Below are 18,869 nucleotides of genomic sequence, written 5' to 3'. Positions count from 1 at the left end.
TTGCGAACTTTGCGGTTAAGCTTTCTACACAATCTTTGTAAAAGCAATTTTGTTCTCCAAAGCCTTCAACATAAAATTATCTTCGAGTCCGTTTACAATCCAAGTTTCGATATTTGCAGCTTTGGCAATGGCTGCCGAATCAATTTTGGATTGCATCCCACCTGTTCCGTGAGACGATTTTTTATCTCCAATTTCTTTTTGCAAAAGCGATAAATCAGTTACTAGTTCTATCGTTTCTGGTACTTCATCGTGAATTGACGATTTGGTGTAAATACCGTTAGTGTTCGTTGCAATTATCAGAATATCAACGTTTAATAAAACTGCTGCTAATGCCGCCAATTTATCATTATCCCCAAATTTAATCTCATCTGTAGCCACAGTGTCATTTTCATTGATAATCGGGATATAATTGTTTTTGACCAATACATTGATGGTATTTACAATATTGACCTTGGACTGTTGCTTTTCAAAATCAGAATATGACAACAAACATTGCGAGGTGAGTAGTCCCAAATCACTGAAGTTTTCATGGTAAATCCGCATCAAATGTGGCTGACCTATCGATGCCAAAGCTTGTTTTACAAAAACATCCTCATCCTGATTTTCCAGTTTTACGAATTGTTTGGCTGCAGCAATTGCTCCTGAGCTAACAATGATAAACTCATATTCATCTTGTAAAGCAGCTATCTGTATTCCTATATCCTCAATCTTCCCTCTCGAAATATGATTGGTTTCCTTGGTTAAGGTGTTGCTGCCTAACTTTAGTAATATTCTTTTTTTAGTCATTTTTTTTAAAGTCTCTAAGGTTCTAAGTTACTAAGATCCTAAGTTTTTTCTTGAATCTGAAATCAACAATCTGCAATCTAAATTCTTATCTTATCTGTCCATCACCGTACACATACCATTTATTGGTTACCAAATGCTGTAGTCCTATTGGACCGCGTTGGTGTAGTTTGTCAGTGCTGATGGCTAATTCTCCGCCAAGACCAAATTGACCACCGTCGGTGAATCGGGTAGAAGCGTTTTGATACACGGCTGCTGTATCCACATTTTCCATGAATTCTTGTGCCAAAGCATCATTTTGAGTGATAATGGAAGCCGAATGTCCTCCGCAATATTTATTTATTTTTTCAATTGCTTCTTGGTCCGAATTTACGATTCCGATAACAATTTTATAATTCAAAAATTCTTCATACCAAATTTCCTCGTTTTCAATTGTAGGTACCTGAGTCGCATTTGCGAAAGCGGCATCACCTAAAACTTCTACGTTGTATTTTTTTAATTCGGCAACTAATTCATTTGCAAAAACTTGCCAATTAGGTAATTTAATATCAATCAAAACCTTGTCTAAGGCATTACAAACACCAATATTGGTTGTTTTTCCGTTGATGATAATGTCGAGGGCCTTTTTTAAATCGGCTTCTTGATTTACATAAACAAAGTTATTTCCTCGACCGCTTACTATAACAGGACAAGTAGCGTGTTTTTTAGTAAATTCAATTAATTGTTCTCCACCACGAGGTACAATTAAATCTACTTTTTGCGTTGGTTTTTCTAAAAATGCTTGAGTTTCGACGCGATTGTAATTCAGGTATTCTACCCAATTCGTATCAATTTCATTTTCCTCTAAGGCTTGGTGCCAAAGCGAAACAATTTTTAAATTGGATAACAAAGATTCTTTTCCGCCTTTCAATAAGATTTTATTTCCGGATTTGAATGCAATTCCTCCCGCTTCAACTGTTACATCAGGTCGGGATTCGTAAATAATCATAATTGTCCCGAAAGCTGCTGTTTTATTGGTTACTTTCATTCCGTTTTCGTGAGTGAAATCAAAGCGAACTTGTCCAACAGGATCTTCTTGGCTAGCCAATTGCTGCATAGACAAAATCATTCCATAAATTTTGGCATCATCAACCAATAAACGTTTTTCCATAGCCAAATCCTCTCCAGAATAATTATTTAGATCCTGTTGATTAATCGCTTTAATATTGGCTCTTTCTTGTTCTAAAAGTACAGCCATTCGATTGAGAACCGCGTTTCTTTTTTCTATGGATAATAAATGATTCATTGGTTTTTGGTTAAAAAAGCAAAAAATAAAATTTAAAACATATAAGTCTATTTTTATGCTAGTTGGTTGTTAAAAAAAAGGGTAACCATATAAGGAATGTAAGTTCATTTAAGCTAGTCTAAATTGTGGTGTCAATTAAATGACGATTGTAAAATAAATTTACATAATTAATTTTCTACTTATATGAACTTACATTTCTTATATGGTTAATTAATTCTCAATGTTTAGATTGATACAGTGTCAACCGCTTTCAATTCAGCCAAGCTTTCTTTCAAAGCGATTAGAAACGTATCTATAGCTTCCTTTTTGACTGTCAAAGGAGGAAGGATTCTCAATAAATTTTTATTGTTGGCACTTCCTGTGAAAATCAGTTTTTCGACAATTAGTTTTTTACGTAAAGGTCCCACTTCAAAATCAAATTCTACTCCCAACATCAATCCTTTTCCTTTTACCTTAACCACTTCAGGAACTTGTTTGATGGCTTCAAGGAAATAACCGTAAACGTCATTTACGTTGTCTATCAGTTTTTGATTTTCAATTACGTCCAAAACGGCAATTCCAGCCGCACAGGCAAGGTGGCTTCCTCCAAAAGTAGTTCCCAACAATCCGTGGCTAGCGGTAAATTTTGGTGCAATTAAAATTCCGCCAAGCGGGAAACCGTTCCCCATTCCTTTGGCAAGTGTAATAATATCCGGTTTGATATTGTGGTGTTGAAAAGCGAAAAACTTCCCGCTTCTTCCATAACCTGATTGTACTTCGTCCAAAATCAAAACTGCTTCGTATTGATTGCAAAGTTTCTCCAATCCTTGGAAAAATTCGGTTGTTCCTTCATCCAATCCTCCAACACCTTGAATTCCTTCAATGATAACAGAGCAAACATCACCTTTTTTTAATTCGGCTTCTACCAAATCAAGGTCGTTCAAAGGCAAGAAAGTAACCACTTGTTGTGCATTAATTGGAGCTACAATTTTTTTGTTGTCAGTAACCGCAACGGCTGCCGAAGTTCTTCCGTGGAAAGAGTTGTCAAAAGCAATCACTCTTGATTTTCCGTTGTGGAAAGAAGCGAGTTTCAGTGCATTTTCATTGGCTTCAGCTCCAGAACTGCATAAGAATAAGCTGTATTCTTCACATCCTGAAAGTTTGCCTAATTTCTCTGCCAATTCCACTTGCAATGGATTTTGGATGGCATTCGAATAAAACCCTAGATTATCCAATTGATTTTTCAATTTGGCTACATAATCCGGTTGTGTGTGTCCAATGGAGATTACTCCGTGGCCACTGTATAAGTCTAAATATTCCACACCATTTTCATCTGTTATTGTGCAGTCTAGTGCTTTTACAGGAGTGATGTTATATAATGGGTAAACGTCAAATAAGTTCATTTTTATTGTTTTTTAGTTTGAAGTTTCAGGTTTAAAGTTTCAAGTTCTGTGAGTAACCTGAAACTTTAAACTTGAAACAAATTTTTTCTAGAATCCGCTTGGTTTCAAATGCAATCCTGTGGTTTCTTCCAATCCAAACATCAAATTCATATTTTGGATGGCTTGTCCTGAGGCGCCTTTGACTAAATTATCGATTACCGAAGTAATCAAAATCCGGTTTCCTTTTTTCATTAAACTAATAATACATTTATTTGTCTGAACCACTTGTTTCATATTGATGCCAGTTGTGGTAACGGTTACAAAAGGTTGGTTTTTATAGAACGCTTCGTATTTTGCTACAAGATCCTCCAGGCTTTCGGTACAATTGGTGTATAATGTTGCAAAAATTCCTCTTGGAAAATCCCCTCTATTTGGAATGAAAAGCAATTCGTTTTTGTAATCATTCTGCAATTGGTGTAAACTTTCTGAAATTTCCCCCAAATGTTGGTGTTCAAAGGCTTTGTAATGCGACATATTGTTGTTTCTCCAACTAAAATGCGACGTTTCTGCAAGTCCAACTCCAGCACCGGTACTTCCCGTTGTGGCGTTGATATGCACATCGCTGTTTAATAATTTGGCTTCCGCCAATGGCAATAAAGCCAATTGAATTGCAGTGGCAAAACAACCAGGATTAGCAATGAACTGAGCGTTTTTAATCGCCGCTTTGTTCAATTCAGGTAAACCGTAAACGAATTTTTTACCGTCGAAAACTTCGTCTTTGTGCAATCTGAAATCATTTCCTAAATCAATGATTTTGGTATGGCTTGCAAATTGGTTTTCGGTCAAAAATGTTTTCGATTTTCCGTGTCCCAAACACAAGAAAACCACATTTACATTTGGATTTACGGTATCGGTAAAATTCATTTCGATGTCGCCCAACAAATCGTGATGCGCCACCGAAAGCGGTTTGCCGGCATTAGTTGTACTGTATACAAAGTCTAATTTTGAATTAGGATGAAACATCAATATTCTGATGAGTTCTCCCGCAGTATAACCTGATCCGCCTATTATTCCAACATTAATCATAATTTTAATTTTTAAAACTAAATGTGTTTTGTTCCTTCCTGCAAGGTTTTTTCCAAACCTTGTAGGTATTAAAGTATTCTCAATCATACCTACAAGGTCCGAAAAAGACCTTGCAGGAGATAAATCTAAAAATCCCAATCTCCCTCTTTAGCCCCGACAGAAGGGAAAATCCTTGTGAGCTGGGGTTCAGCTCACAAGATTGGAATGATGGCGGGAACAATCTTTCTGAAAAAGCAAAATGTTTCTGCTCCTCAAAAGAAGACTATTCGTAAGTTTCGTTGTTTACAGACGAAAATATGTTTTGGGCATTCCCTAAAATTTTGATAAATCCTTTCGCATCGTCAGATGTCCAAGCATTGTTCATTTCTCCATATTGGCCAAAACCAGTATTCATCAAATCATTTTTGGACTCAATTCCGTCCAATGAAAAGTGGTATGGTTTCAAAGAAACAGTCACAGTTCCGTTTACCGTTTTTTGAGTATCTTCTAGAAATGTTTCTATGTTACGCATTACAGGATCTAGGAATTGACCTTCGTGGAATAACATTCCGTACCAGTTTCCTAGCTGTTCTTTCCAGTATTGCTGCCATTTTCCAAGAGTGTGTTTCTCCAATAAATGGTGCGCTTTGATAATGATTAAAGGAGCAGCTGCTTCAAAACCAACTCTTCCTTTGATTCCGATAATAGTGTCACCCACGTGGATGTCTCTACCAATAGCGTAAGCACTTGCCAATTTTTCTAAAACTACAATATTGTTCGAAGGTTTGTCGGCTACACCATTTACGGCAACCAATTCTCCCTTTTTGAATTCTAATGTTACTTTCTCTTCACCTTCTTTTGTCAATTGTGATGGATACGCATCGCTTGGTAATGGTTTATCAGAAGTCAATGTTTCTTTTCCGCCGACACTTGTTCCCCAAAGTCCTTTGTTGATAGAATATTGCGCTTTTTCCCATGAATATTCAACTCCATTAGCTTGTAAATAAGCCACTTCTTCTTGTCTAGAAAGTTTCAAGTCTCTGATAGGAGTGATGATTTCGATTTCTGGAGCGATGGTTTGAAAAATTAAATCAAAACGGATTTGGTCATTTCCTGCACCTGTACTTCCGTGAGCAATTGCTTCAGCACCAACAGATTTGGCATATTTTATAGCTTCAATCGCTTGAAAAACACGCTCAGCACTTACAGATAAAGGGTAAGTGTTGTTTTTTAACACATTACCATAAATCAAATATTTGATTGCTTTGTCGTAATATTTATCTAGAATGGTAAGATTAGCGTGTTTGGCACTTCCCAGTTCATAAGCTCTTTCTTCGATTGCTTTTAGTTCGGCATCATCAAAACCACCAGTGTTGATTAGTACTGTATGAACTTCATACCCTTTTTCATTTTTCAAATATTTAAGACAATATGATGTGTCTAATCCTCCACTGTATGCTAATACTACTTTTTTACTTCCCATTTTTTATTGTTTTGTGGAGGTCGTGAATCTCCGATTTTATAATTTTATTGGCTATTAGCTTTTGGCTATTAGCTGCGAGTTTTTTGTATGTTATAATTTTTTAAATTTTCTCTAAAATAATTTTGTCAAGAAAAGCGCTTTTTTAATGGCTGTTAATCTATTAAGGACCCTCACATTAAAAGGATGTTTTGGCGGGTCTTTCGGTTTCTCTTTCGGATCAAAAAGCATTCCGGTACACAAACACATTTTATAATCTTTACTTTTTAAGATTTCGAAGTTGGTACAGGTTTGGCACCCTTTCCAAAAACTGGGATCGTTTGTCAGTTCCGAAAAAGGAACCGGTTTGTATCCCAAATCAGAGTTGATTTTCATTACTGCTAAACCGGTTGTGATTCCAAATACTTTGGCTTCTGGATATTTTTGTAATGAATAGTCAAATACAAACGATTTTATTTTTTTGGCCAGTCCCAAGTTTCTATAATCCGGATGTACGATTAAACCGGAGTGTGCCACAAACTGACCGTGTTGCCAACTTTCGATATAGCAAAAACCAGCAAAAATTCCGTTGTTAAGTGCAATCACAGCATCTCCCTTCTCCATCTTTTTTTGGATGTATTCCGGTGTTCTTTTGGCAATTCCAGTACCTCTCAACAGGGCAGATGATTCTATCGTATCGCATATTTCCTGCGCGTACTTATAATGTTCTTCCTGAGTTACTACAATAGAAATATTCATTTCAAGAGTTATATTTTAGGTTAAATAATGTACTGTAATGAAGTTTGAAATGTTCTGGTTTTGCACTATCAAATATAGAATAAATGAAGCAAAGAACAATCCAAATAATTGAATTACAGATAGATAAAATTTGTTTGGTAATTTTTTTAGGATGTATTAATCCAAATAAAAATGGAAGTAATTTCAAAACGATAAAAATAAGAAATGAATAATATAATACGATTACACTATGGAGGCTATAGTTATAGCATCCGTACTTCGGGAGAAGTCGTAGGTGTAATTATCCGAGAGATAATTGTTTTATATGTTTCTTTATTTTTCATTGGTGCAAAAGTACACTTATTTTTCAAACCAAATGCTAAATTTTTTGTAAAAGTCAAATTTTTAACAAATCAGGCTATTTTTGTAATAAAAAAGAAAATTTTAATTAAAATGACTGTTTTTTAGCGTTATTTTTTTTTTTTTTTAAGAGGGAGGTAGTTTGGATTCAAAATTAGTTTTCAAAATCTTTTACTTCGTCAGTTCGCAAAAGCTCGTGTGGGCGTGTCCCCGTTGAGCAAAGGGGCTTTCTTATAGTATCGCTTATACAGCCCCTTCGCTCAGCGGGGTCGAGCTATTCGCGCTACTTCGGTAGCTAGCTTCAAATGAAATTCACTGAACTCCTATGAAAATAAATGTATAGTGAGGTAATCCCTTACGCGAGACCACTTTATGGAAAACAAGAGATTTTGTTTTTATAAGATCTAAATGATATGAAAATAAATGCTCTTTTAAAAATTGTAAGGGATATTAGGTATATTTGAAAAAGTGAATAATTCGAAACGAATTTTGGTTAATACTAAAATTTGTAAATAAACATAAACTCCCAATTCGCAATGGAAGAAAAACAAACAAAAAAGAAACTACTCATTCGGAAAGTAATCAAAATTATTGCGATTGTGGCTTTGGTGAGTGTGATACCATATTATTATTCGAGAAATAAGTCGGTGGGGAAAGAATTAACGGCGTTGGTTACCAATTATAACAAAGCTTGCCCGATGATGATTAGCAATGATATTCGAATGGAGAGTGTAAATACATTGCCTGATAATACTATTCAGTATGACTTTGTATTGGTGCGTGTTCAAAAAGAAAACATTGATGTCAAGGCTTTAAAAAAGTCCGTAGAAAAAGAAATATTGACCAGTTCCAAAACGAATCCGAGCCTTGAAGCTTTCAGGGATAATGGTTCTACGGTTATTTATCATTATATGGATATCAACGGAAAAAACCTTTTTGTAGTTACATTGACGCCGGAAATGTATTGATACATTTTCTCTTATACAAAATCACTATTTCAAAAGTATTTATCAACTAAATCGTTTGATAGTTTTAAACGAATATTTAATCTTCTAAATATGATAAATATCAATATTTTAGCTTTTTGATGTCCCTACATTTACTTCCTCATTGACAAGTATAAGTTTGTCTAAATTTTTCGGATAGACTTAGGTTGTTGCAATTTAGGGAAACTATCATGATTAAAAGAGGACTACTTTATCTACTTTTTATAAGCGTATTATCTGCTTGTAGCCACACTGAAAATACCAATTTATCTCCATTACAAAAACTGGAAGAAGGAAACAAACGATTTGCTTCGGGAAAACCAGTACATCCTGATGAAACCCTCGAAAGATTACGGGAACTTAAAAAAGGACAACATCCATTTGCTATTGTTGTAAGCTGTTCTGATTCCAGAGTTCCGGCAGAACTTGTTTTTGACCAAGGCCTCGGGGATATATTCTCGATTAGAACTGCTGGGAATGTTATTGGAGATTATGAATTGGGTAGTTTGGAATATGCTATCGAACATTTGGACTGTAAATTGATTGTTGTTATGGGACACAAAGACTGTGGCGCCATCAAAGCATTTATCAATTCAAATGGGCATTATAAGCATGCGGATCACATTAAAAACATCATTAATTACATAGAAAGCGAGAACGAAGAAAAAAATCTAACCAGTACCAGTAAATTATCTGTTGATAAAGCTATTGATGCCAATATTGCTCATAGTATTAATTTCTTAAAATTAGCAGAACCAATTTTAAAAGAACGTTTTGTTCAAAATAAAATTACGATTATCGGTGCGTTGTATGATATAGAATCCGGTAAAGTAACTTTTAAAAAATAAAATATCTTATAATGAAAAAGTACTTTATTTATTGGATACTTATACTATTGCCTATTTTTTCTGTTGCTCAAAAACAAATTCAAGAAGGAAATGCGGTAATAGCACCTTTAATTCCAACTTCAAAGTTGTCCTTATTGAAAGATGTGGATGTTATCTTTAATACCCGAATGGCTTTCGATAATTATTTTGTTGATAATGAACACGTAAATTCTCTGTTTTCGGTGAATCAATTCCGATTTGAAGTGAAAGGAAAAATTCATGACAAAGTTTCTTTTCGATTCCGAAATAGATACACCAAAATAGCCGATCCAAGTACTGTCGACAACATCAGTCGTTCGGTGGATATGGCTTATGTCGCTATTGATATTGCTGCGCAAACTAAACTGACGGTAGGAAAAATGATTGGGGATTGGGGAGGTTACGAACTCTTGACGAATCCAATCGAAATTTTATCCTATAACACTATTAATGATAAAGCGGACAATTTTATGGTGGGAGCAGCTCTTTCGTATGCATTAAACGATCACAAAAATAAATTCAATCTGCAGTTGTTGAATTCCAGAACAAAGACGTTTCAAGAGCAATTTGGAACTACGGTGCCTCCTGGAATTATCGCTACCAAAACACCTTTGGGAGCAGTTGGTAATTGGAAAGGCAGTTTTTTTGACGGTAAATTGGAAACTACCTATAGCTACAGTTATTTTATCGACGCCGAAAATACCAACCGAAATTTTATTTCTCTTGGAAATAAATACAAAAGCAATAAATTGGTACTGTATTATGATTTTCAATATAGCAAAGAGGATTTAGATCAAAAGGGAGTGGTCTCAAATATCATCAAAAGCAAGAGTTCTTATGCGGCTCAAGATGTTTCTTATGTCGAAAACTGGATTAGGGCAGAATATCAGATTGGTCCAAAAGTTAATTTGTTGCTTACGCTCATGAATGATAATTCTTATTGGAATGGCAATCCAAATCCCAATAAAGACAGTCATTTGTTGAGTTCTTATGGTGTTATCCCAACGGTTGAATATTCTCCTTTTGTTGATTTTAATATGAAGTTTTACGTAGGTTATGTTGCTAAAAAATACAATTATTCTGCTTATGCCGAGAATAATTTTAACGCAGTAGATGGGACAACTGGACAACTTAGTTTTGGTATAATTGCACCGTTGTTGGTATTATAAAATTGTGCTTGTTAACGACAAAGGGCACAAAGAATTTTGCAAATTTCGCAGAGTTTTTCGATTAATTTTAAGGTATAAAAAAAGCAACTCGATGTGGAGTTGCTTTTTTAGTAATACTTAAAGGTGTTATTTTCTAAACTGATTGCTATTAATAACGGTATTGATTTTTTCTTTTAAATTTTCGCTAGTATCATAGACCATTTGCTCGCTAGAAGGGAAAGGTACTGCTTTATTGTAGAAATTTGAATTGTAGTTGTCATCTGCAGCACGCGGATCACCTTTGTAAGAGGCAAAAATGTTTTCAAAAACAAACTCACTTGTTACTGGAAAAGAACCTAACGATTGTTTGGTTTTATTGTCAACGTAATCCACTTTGGCAGTAATTTGACATGATTTAAACTGTCTAACTTCGTTGATTTTTACCATAGCATTAATTAGGTTGTCCACCATTATTGGCTTTCCTTGTCTGTCCAAGACGATTTTCCCATTGGAGTCAACTTGTTTTCTTTGTCCGTCAACTACTTGACGTTCTTTTGTAAATTCTCTTTCTTTTATTTGTTCTGGAGAAATTAAAATTGATCTGAAGTTGATAAGCATTCCATAATCATAATAAGTGTCTTTTTGTTTGACACTATGATAAACGGTCCATTTGTCATTCAATTTATAGCTTTTGAAATCCAATAAGTCATTTTGAAGTTGCTCAGGAATAATCATATTGGTTTCGTTTTTGGTATATACGATTACATAATCAGTTCCTTTCAACTGAGCTTCATCTAGCATGTTGGCAATATCCTTGTAGTTATGGTTTATTTTGTCCAAATAAATTAAATCATCATAAACTCTGCGGTAATTCATTTTGTTTTTAGTTAGCATCAAAGCTTTTGCATTGGTATACAAATAATTGGATAAAGCATTTTTGCTGCTGATGATTTGGTCATTATAATCATCAAAAGGAAAAATAGCGTTTCTTTCTTCTTTGATTAATTTTAGAGGAAGCAATGGTTTTATTTTCTCTTGGCGGTCATGTAATGCCAAATAAGTATTGTAAATTTTTTCCAAATTACTTGGGTTGTTTTCTTTTTTCAAAAAAGAAAGGGTATTCAAATCTCGTTCTTTGACTTTGGCGAAAGCCTCTTCAAGTAAATAGATATAGTCTTGTTTTCCTTTTTTGTCTTTATTGGAACGTAAATTGGAAAGTGCTATGTCAATAGCGGCGTCATAATTTCCGGCAGTCAAATTGTTTTGGGTTTGTTTTACACCACAAGAAGTAAGTAGTGTAAAAAAAGCAATTATAAGAGTAATTTTTTTCATTTTATGGGGATAATGAATTATATCAATAGTAGGTTAAAAATATTTTGCAAATCTACTATTCCTTTAGTAGATTTTGCTAAAAATATTTCAAAAAAAAACCGACAATTATAAATTGTCGGTTGTGTATAAAAAGAATTTGGTTATTGTCTTACAAAGGGAGGAAGTAGCTTACTGGAGCATTCCCCAAAACCAATACGAACCTGTCCGTTTTGACTATATCCTTTAATAATTACGGTATCGCCATCATTTATGAATTTACGCTCGGTACCATCATTTAATTTAATTGGGTTTTTACCGCCCCAAGTCAGTTCGAGCATAGAACCATAACTGTCTGGTGTAGGACCGGAAATAGTTCCGGAACCCATCATGTCACCGGAGTTAACACGGCATCCGTTTGAAGTATGATGTGCCAATTGCTGGCTCATAGTCCAATACATATATTTGAAATTGGTTCTGGAAACAACTGTTGGCTCAGCATTTTCTGGAGCAATAGCTACTTCAAGATTGATATCGAATGAATGTTTTCCTTTTTGTTGCAAATAAGGAAAAGGAGTTGGCTCTTGTTTAGGACCTTTTGTTCTAAAAGGTTCTAGAGCATCTAATGTAACTATCCAAGGAGAAATTGATGAACCAAAGTTTTTGGCTAAGAATGGTCCAAGCGGTACATATTCCCATTTTTGAATATCGCGTGCACTCCAGTCATTTAATAAAACCATTCCGAAAATATAATCTTCGGTTTCACCAATAGGAATGTTCTCTCCCATAATATTGACATCGGTCGTGATAAAAGCAGTTTCCAATTCGAAATCAACTAAGCGAGAAGCACCAAAAACTGGCATAGTTTCACCATTTGGTAAAGTTTGCCCCATAGGTCTGTGTACTGGAATCCCCGATGGAATAATAGTCGAACTTCTTCCGTGGTATCCTACTGGTATATGTAACCAGTTTGGTAATAAAGCATTTTCCGGGTCACGAAACATTTTCCCAACATTGGTAGCGTGTTCTTTGCTGGAATAAAAATCAGTGTAATCACCAATTAATACAGGAAGTTGCATCTCAACATCCTCCATTCTAAAAATCACTATGTCTCTATGTTCGGTATTGTCTCTTAATTCGGGATTTGTTGCGTCAAAAATTTCGGCAATTCTATTTCGTACCAATCTCCATGTTTTTTGACCATCCGATATAAAATCGTTCAAGGTATCTTGCATGAACATATCGTCTGTCAATTCGATTCCTTCAAAGTAATTTAATTGTTGTAAAGCACCCAAATCGATTGCAAAATCACCAATTCTAGAACCTACTGTAACGATGTTTTCTTTGGTAAGAAAAACTCCAAATGGAATGTTTTGGATAGGGAAGTCGCTGTCTGGCAGTACTTCTAACCATGATTTTCTACTAGTGTCGTTGGCTGTTATTGGCATGATAATGTTAATTGTTTGTTGAAAATTACTTGTCAAATATATTATAATCTAAGGGTTAAACAAACGTTTTTTTGTATTTTTGCGTCAAATTAACGAAAATCAAAGAAATGCAACGCGACGAACAAATTTTTGACCTCATTCTTGAAGAACAAGACAGACAAATTCACGGACTAGAACTTATTGCTTCTGAAAACTTTGTAAGTGACGAAGTAATGGAAGCTGCTGGATCTGTTTTAACTAATAAATATGCTGAAGGATATCCTGGCAAAAGATATTACGGAGGCTGCGAAGTAGTTGATGTAGTAGAACAAATTGCTATCGACAGAGCAAAAGAATTATTTGGTGCTGAGTATGCAAACGTACAACCTCACTCAGGTTCACAAGCTAATACAGCAGTATTTTTTGCTTGCTTGAAACCAGGTGACAAAATTTTAGGTTTCGATTTATCTCACGGAGGACACTTAACTCACGGTTCACCAGTAAACTTTTCTGGACGTTTGTACAATCCTGTTTTCTATGGTGTAGATAAAGAAACTGGTCGTTTGGATTATGATAAAATTCAAGAAATAGCTACTAAAGAACAACCAAAATTAATTATCGCAGGTGCTTCGGCTTACTCTCGTGATATGGATTTTGAGCGTTTTAGAGTAATTGCTGATAGTGTTGGTGCTATTTTAATGGCAGATATTTCTCATCCTGCTGGGCTTATCGCCAAAGGTTTGATGAATGACCCAATTCCTCACTGTCATATTGTTACAACAACAACTCACAAGACATTGCGTGGACCACGTGGAGGTTTGATCATGATGGGTAAAGATTTTGAAAATCCTTGGGGATTAACTACACCAAAAGGAGAAATCAGAATGATGTCATCATTATTGGATCTTGCCGTTTTTCCTGGAAATCAAGGTGGACCATTAATGCACATTATTGCTGCCAAAGCAGTAGCTTTTGGAGAAGCATTAAAAGATGAGTTCTTTACCTATGCTATGCAATTGCAAAAAAATGCAAATGCAATGGCTGATGCTTTTGTAAAAAGAGGATACAATATCATTTCTGGAGGAACAGACAATCATATGATGTTGATTGACCTTAGAAACAAAGGAATTTCTGGAAAAGAGGCTGAAAATGCTTTGGTAAAAGCAGAAATCACAGTAAATAAAAACATGGTTCCATTTGATGATAAATCTCCATTTGTAACTTCAGGTATCCGTGTGGGAACTGCAGCAATCACGACTCGTGGTCTTGTTGAAGAAGATATGGAAACTATCGTTGATTTGATCGACAGAGTTTTGGTAGATCACACCAACGAAGATGTTATTGAAGAAGTAGCCAATGAAGTAAACGAAATGATGAGCGAAAGAGCAATCTTTGTGTTCTAAATTTTTGTTTAATAGTTTAAAGAGTTTAAAGTTTAACGTTTTGTATTGTGCAAAAGTTCGAACTTTAAACTCTTTTCTTTTTTAGAAAACCTTAAACTTTAAACAAATTTTTAAACCCTAAACTAATTTTAAAATGTCAGTACTAAGATTAAAACTTCCAACCGATCCTAGATGGGTTAATATCGTTGAAAAAAACATAGAAGAGATTCTTACCGATCATGCTTGGTGCGAACAAAAAGCAGCAACAAATGCGATTACAATTATTACCAATAATTCAGAACATCAGGATTTGGTAAAGGATTTATTGGCTTTGGCCAAAGAGGAAATCGATCATTTTGAGCAAGTGCATAATATTATTATCAAACGCGGACTGAAATTAGGTCGCGAGCGCAAAGACGATTATGTAAATGAATTGTATTTGTATATGAAAAAAAGCGGTGACGGAAGCAGAGTTTCGGGTTTGGTGGAGCGCTTGTTGTTTTCGGCCATGATTGAAGCAAGAAGTTGTGAGCGTTTCAAAGTACTTTCGGAAAATATTAAGGATGAAGAACTGGCTATTTTCTATAGAGATTTGATGGAAAGCGAGGCAGGTCATTATACTACCTTTATCACGTATGCTCGAAAATATGGCGTTGGAATTGACGTTGAAAAACGCTGGAGGGAATGGCTGGAATTTGAAGAATCGATTATTGCCAACTACGGAAAAGGCGAGACAATTCATGGGTAGATTTTAGTAGTGAATGGTGGGTATTGAATATTGAGAAGTTATTTTAATTAATCATCATTATAGATACTTCAATATTAATTATATTTGAAATAAATGATAAAGATAGTAGCAGCTACGGCAAACGATTATAATACGATTCAAAATATTGCGCATCAAACATGGCCTATTGCCTATGGAGAAATCCTTTCGAAAGCACAATTGGATTATATGTTGGATGCCTTTTATAACGAAGAAGCATTAAATGATAGTGTTGCCAATAAGGGGCATCATTTTATATTAGCCAGAGAAGGTGAGGAGACTTTAGGTTTTGCTTCCTATGAGCATCATTACAACCAAAAGCAACAAACCAAAATTCATAAGATTTATATTTTGCCTCAAACACAAGGTAAAGGAATTGGCAAAAAGCTAATAGATTTTATCGAAAAGGTTGCAAAAGAAAACGATTCGAATGCACTTTCATTAAATGTAAACCGATTCAATAAAGCATTATATTTCTATCAAAAATTAGGTTTTGAAATCGTTGAAGAGGTTAATATAGAATTGGATCACGGTTACCTGATGGAGGATTATGTGTTGGAGAAACCGATTACTTAACCTATTCGCTATCGCTCGAATCAATAAAGATGCTATTTAGAAATTTTGAGAAACCGAAGCCCATTTGCTTCGGTTTTTTTATGTGTTTTTGTTTCAAATGTTTTCTTTATGTTAAAAATACTAGTTTGTAATGTGTTGGTATATAGTAAAATGAGTAATTTTAATGTTCTCTTTATGATAGCGTTTTAAGAGCTATATGAAAATTTAAAAAATAAATACACATGGAAACATCACACATTTATCCGGGAGCGTACACATTGAATGCCTACATAACAATCAAAGGATGCAGTGACGCTATTGAGTTTTATAAAAAAGCTTTTGGGGCAAAAGAAAAAGGAAGATTACTGATGCCTGATGGCTCAATTGGCCATGCAGAAATAGATATTGAAGGTTCATTATTGATGATGGCCGATGAGAATATCGATTGGGGAAATAAAAGTCCTTCGTCTATCGGGGGAAACCCAATGACTTTTGGATTATATGTTAAAGATGTCGATGTTTCATTTCAAAAAGCTCTCGATGCCGGTGCCACTTCACTCATGGCAGTAGATGATATGTTTTATGGCGATCGTGTGGGGCAGGTAATGGATCCATTTGGCTATAAATGGATGATAGCAACGCATAAAGAAGACATTAGTAATGAGGAAATGCAAAGACGATTTGATAAAATGGTATGTTGAAATTTCTTATTTTATTATAATATCATGTTTGTAAAGCAAACCTTTTAGTCCTTCCACTGAAAAAATTGCTTTCTTCAATTTGGTATTTTTTGGGTCTATTGTATAATTATAACTGGTTCTGAAATTGGCTTTGTTGGCTATGGCTTTGGCAAATTCGGAACGGTATAAGTCACAATTATCAAATAGTGTTTCAGTCAAATCGGCAGCCATAAAATCCACAGCAATCAAACTGCAATTGATAAACGGAGTCCCTTTTATTTTTAGGGTATAAAATTTAGAGAAATCCAATGTGCAATCGTTAAAACGGACTTCAAAAATAAGTTTGTTGCACATTGCAAAATTAACCTCCTTGATTTTACATCGATTGAAAGTTACGGTTCTCAAAGCCACATGATTGATTCTGCCTTCGCTAAAAATACAGTCATTAAAAACACAATCAATAAAAGTTACATCCATAAAATTACAGGCCGAAAACGTACAGTTATTAAATGTACAACATTCAAATTCCTTAAAATTAACTTCATCAACGCCGTAAGTGTGATTGTTGTATTCGATATCTAGGAAATATTCTGGCATCAAAGAATTTTAATTTCAGCAAAGAAACGAATTTCTATTTCTTAATGACATAGAACTTCAGTGAAAAATGACTATTTGAAGCCATGGATCTTTAGGAGCAGAAGTTTTTCGTTTTTCATCAACATTTTTCCTGCTGTCCACTATATCCGTCTCGTCTCGTCCAAAAAGACGAGACGAGACGGGATGCCGCTTCCATCAGGGCTAAGTAACACATTTAGTTATTCTAGCAACTTTCCCAAAAATAATTTGTTATCATGAGAAAAATTACAATCAATAATATGAATGTAGGTTTTTAATGATTAAATTAATAAGAAATTATTGTTAACATAGCATAAAGTATTCGTGGTTTTAAACGAAAGAAAACGTTTTCGTTGGCTCTTATAACTTTTGCCTGCTAAAAAAATGTTTTTTTATCTCAATCTTTTATTATTTTCGCACCCAAATGAGAGTAATTATAAATTTCATATGTCTGTGTATTTTTCTGCTGGGTGGTGGACAACATCTCCATGCCGATACACATCCTATTGCTATTTGTGATTCTCCTTCTTGGGATTTTGTAAAAAAACAACAAGTAAAACTTAGAACTGCAGAACCAGGAAGTGTCTTAATTGAAGATGCTGACGTGGACTTAGACGAGGAATTTCACAGAAGTGATGATCTTAAAAATGGTGGTGCCAATAAAATCTTAGCTGCAAAACATAGTTTGTTAGACAGTTGGTATTTGACATTCTCCAATGAGTTTATTTTCAAGGATTATTCCAAACAGTTTGAAAACTTCGCGTCCAATTGCGCCCATTCTAATCCTATTTACTTAAGAATAGGAGTTTTAAGAATTTGATATATACCCTACATCAGTTGCCAAAAGTGTGATGATGTATACCTCTTGGGGGTATATTAAATTTATTTCATCTTGAATGATAGTTCTGGTCTCACACTGGTAACTGATGGTCTTTTGCTTTCAAAGGAATTTTCTATTCCATCAATTATTGCATAACAACCATTTTTATTACAATGAAAAAATCACTCGTGTTCATGGGCTTAATTGCCGTGTTGTCTCTTGCTAGCTGTACAAGTAAGAAAGAAGAAAAAGAAGAAGTCGAAACTTTTGCAGTTACTAATCCTGTAAAAATTGATACTTCGCTAACGAAGCAATATGTTGCACAGATAAAATCTTTTCGAAATATTGAGATTCGTGCACAAGAAAAAGGATTTCTGCAAAATATTTATGTTGATGAAGGCCAATTTGTAAAAGCAGGCCAGGTATTGTTCCGAATTATGCCAAAAGTGTATGAAGCTGAATTGTTAGGAGCTCAAGCAGAAGAAAAAGCGGCAGAAATTGAGCTTAAAAATGCTAAAACTTTGGCAGACAAAAATATAGTTTCAAAAAATGAGCAAGCTGTCGCTCAAGCTAAATTAGATCAGGCAAGAGCTGAAGTTTCCCTTGCAAAAGTTCATTTGTCATTTACCGAAATCAGAGCTCCGTTTGATGGGACTATCGACAGAATCCCAAAGAAACTAGGAAGTCTTATTGATGAAGGAGAGCTGCTTACCAGCCTTTCTGATAACAGCCAGATGTTTGCTTATTTTAATGTTTCTGAACCAGAATATTTGGATTATGAAACCAATGTTAAAGGCAGAGCAGAAACCAAGGTAGGATTACTTTTGGCTAATGGTAATACATTTAAAGAAAAAGGAAATGTAGAAGTTATCGAAAGTGAATTTGATAATGAAACCGGAAATATTGCTTTTAGAGCGCGATTCCCGAATCCGGGTAAGTTATTGAAACACGGAGAAACCGGAAAAGTATTGATGGAAGCTCCTCTTCCAAATGTAATTGTGATTCCACAAAAAGCTACTTATGAAATTCAAGACAAGAAATATGTTTTTGTTGTGGATAAAAACGATGTTGTATCTTCTAGAGAAATTACAATTAAAGGAGAAATTCCAGATTTGTATTTGATTGACAGCGGTATAACCGTAAATGACAAAATCTTGTTGGAAGGTGTTCAGAAGGTTAAAGACAATGATAAAATTCACTATAAATACGTAGCGCCTCAAGAAGTTATTACTCATTTGCGATTAAAAGCAGAATAGTTTTAAGTA

General features: G+C 34.7%; 19 protein-coding genes. 10 read left to right on the top strand and 9 right to left on the bottom strand.

The window, feature by feature from the left end:
- Positions 1-24: 24 nt before the first annotated feature.
- From proB to HQN62_RS12985, 6 genes are all read right to left on the bottom strand, one after another.
- Complete coding sequence (proB, locus tag HQN62_RS13010; protein ID WP_173504680.1) at positions 25-786, bottom strand: glutamate 5-kinase; 762 nt, start codon at positions 784-786, stop codon at positions 25-27.
- Between the two features lie 85 nt (positions 787-871).
- Complete coding sequence (locus tag HQN62_RS13005; RefSeq protein ID WP_173504679.1) at positions 872-2,068, bottom strand: glutamate-5-semialdehyde dehydrogenase; 1,197 nt, start codon at positions 2,066-2,068, stop codon at positions 872-874.
- Positions 2,069-2,292: 224 nt separating this feature from the next.
- A complete protein-coding gene (locus tag HQN62_RS13000) occupies positions 2,293-3,450 on the bottom strand; it encodes an aspartate aminotransferase family protein (RefSeq protein ID WP_173504678.1) in 1,158 nt (385 codons plus the stop codon).
- An 87-nt stretch (positions 3,451-3,537) separates the two neighbouring features.
- Positions 3,538-4,515 (bottom strand): N-acetyl-gamma-glutamyl-phosphate reductase, encoded by a 978-nt coding sequence (gene argC, locus HQN62_RS12995; RefSeq protein ID WP_173504677.1) that lies wholly within the window; start codon positions 4,513-4,515, stop codon positions 3,538-3,540.
- Positions 4,516-4,777: 262 nt separating this feature from the next.
- The gene (locus HQN62_RS12990; protein ID WP_116797914.1) at positions 4,778-5,977 is read right to left on the bottom strand and encodes an argininosuccinate synthase; all 1,200 of its coding nucleotides are present in this window, start codon (positions 5,975-5,977) and stop codon (positions 4,778-4,780) included.
- A gap of 111 nt (positions 5,978-6,088) precedes the next feature.
- Entirely contained in the window at positions 6,089-6,712 is a 624-nt protein-coding gene (locus HQN62_RS12985; RefSeq protein ID WP_116797915.1) for a GNAT family N-acetyltransferase, read from the bottom strand.
- A gap of 204 nt (positions 6,713-6,916) precedes the next feature.
- Here HQN62_RS12985 and HQN62_RS12980 point away from each other — a divergent pair, with 204 nt between their 5' ends.
- The 4 genes from HQN62_RS12980 (at position 6,917) to HQN62_RS12965 (ending at position 10,072) form a co-directional block, all read left to right on the top strand.
- The gene (locus HQN62_RS12980; RefSeq protein ID WP_173504676.1) at positions 6,917-7,159 is read left to right on the top strand and encodes a hypothetical protein; all 243 of its coding nucleotides are present in this window, start codon (positions 6,917-6,919) and stop codon (positions 7,157-7,159) included.
- 428 nt (positions 7,160-7,587) lie between these two features.
- On the top strand, positions 7,588-8,019 hold the full coding sequence (locus HQN62_RS12975; protein WP_173504675.1) for a hypothetical protein: 432 nt from the start codon (positions 7,588-7,590) through the stop codon (positions 8,017-8,019).
- 209 nt (positions 8,020-8,228) lie between these two features.
- The gene (locus HQN62_RS12970; protein WP_173504674.1) at positions 8,229-8,885 is read left to right on the top strand and encodes a carbonic anhydrase; all 657 of its coding nucleotides are present in this window, start codon (positions 8,229-8,231) and stop codon (positions 8,883-8,885) included.
- 11 nt (positions 8,886-8,896) lie between these two features.
- Positions 8,897-10,072: a porin gene (locus HQN62_RS12965; RefSeq protein WP_173504673.1), complete on the top strand. Its 1,176-nt coding sequence runs from the start codon at positions 8,897-8,899 to the stop codon at positions 10,070-10,072.
- Between the two features lie 126 nt (positions 10,073-10,198).
- On the opposite strand, the gene HQN62_RS12960 is transcribed toward HQN62_RS12965, so the two are convergent.
- Complete coding sequence (locus HQN62_RS12960) at positions 10,199-11,383, bottom strand: hypothetical protein (protein WP_173504672.1); 1,185 nt, start codon at positions 11,381-11,383, stop codon at positions 10,199-10,201.
- A 140-nt stretch (positions 11,384-11,523) separates the two neighbouring features.
- Positions 11,524-12,807, bottom strand: coding sequence for a fumarylacetoacetase (fahA, locus tag HQN62_RS12955; protein WP_116797921.1), 1,284 nt, complete (start codon positions 12,805-12,807; stop codon positions 11,524-11,526).
- 107 nt (positions 12,808-12,914) lie between these two features.
- Here fahA and glyA point away from each other — a divergent pair, with 107 nt between their 5' ends.
- The 4 genes from glyA to HQN62_RS12935 all read left to right on the top strand — a co-directional run bounded on the left by glyA (position 12,915) and on the right by HQN62_RS12935 (position 16,190).
- Positions 12,915-14,189, top strand: coding sequence for a serine hydroxymethyltransferase (gene glyA / locus HQN62_RS12950; protein WP_116797922.1), 1,275 nt, complete (start codon positions 12,915-12,917; stop codon positions 14,187-14,189).
- Positions 14,190-14,322: 133 nt separating this feature from the next.
- Complete coding sequence (locus tag HQN62_RS12945; RefSeq protein WP_116797923.1) at positions 14,323-14,916, top strand: MiaE family protein; 594 nt, start codon at positions 14,323-14,325, stop codon at positions 14,914-14,916.
- A gap of 93 nt (positions 14,917-15,009) precedes the next feature.
- Complete coding sequence (locus tag HQN62_RS12940; RefSeq protein WP_173504671.1) at positions 15,010-15,510, top strand: GNAT family N-acetyltransferase; 501 nt, start codon at positions 15,010-15,012, stop codon at positions 15,508-15,510.
- A 221-nt stretch (positions 15,511-15,731) separates the two neighbouring features.
- A complete protein-coding gene (locus tag HQN62_RS12935) occupies positions 15,732-16,190 on the top strand; it encodes a VOC family protein (protein WP_173504670.1) in 459 nt (152 codons plus the stop codon).
- A 6-nt stretch (positions 16,191-16,196) separates the two neighbouring features.
- Here the strand turns inward: HQN62_RS12935 and HQN62_RS12930 are convergent, their stop codons facing one another.
- Positions 16,197-16,766: a pentapeptide repeat-containing protein gene (locus HQN62_RS12930; protein WP_173504669.1), complete on the bottom strand. Its 570-nt coding sequence runs from the start codon at positions 16,764-16,766 to the stop codon at positions 16,197-16,199.
- 442 nt (positions 16,767-17,208) lie between these two features.
- On the opposite strand from HQN62_RS12930, the gene HQN62_RS12925 reads away from it, so the two are divergent.
- The gene (locus HQN62_RS12925; protein WP_116797929.1) at positions 17,209-17,604 is read left to right on the top strand and encodes a hypothetical protein; all 396 of its coding nucleotides are present in this window, start codon (positions 17,209-17,211) and stop codon (positions 17,602-17,604) included.
- Positions 17,605-17,777: 173 nt separating this feature from the next.
- A complete protein-coding gene (locus HQN62_RS12920) occupies positions 17,778-18,860 on the top strand; it encodes an efflux RND transporter periplasmic adaptor subunit (RefSeq protein WP_116797930.1) in 1,083 nt (360 codons plus the stop codon).
- Positions 18,861-18,869 lie beyond the last annotated feature (9 nt).

The organism is Flavobacterium sp. M31R6 (assembly GCF_013284035.1).
GTDB lineage: Bacteria > Bacteroidota > Bacteroidia > Flavobacteriales > Flavobacteriaceae > Flavobacterium.
The sequence above is the reverse complement of the archived record's forward strand: the minus strand, read 5'-3'. Positions and strand labels throughout refer to the sequence as shown.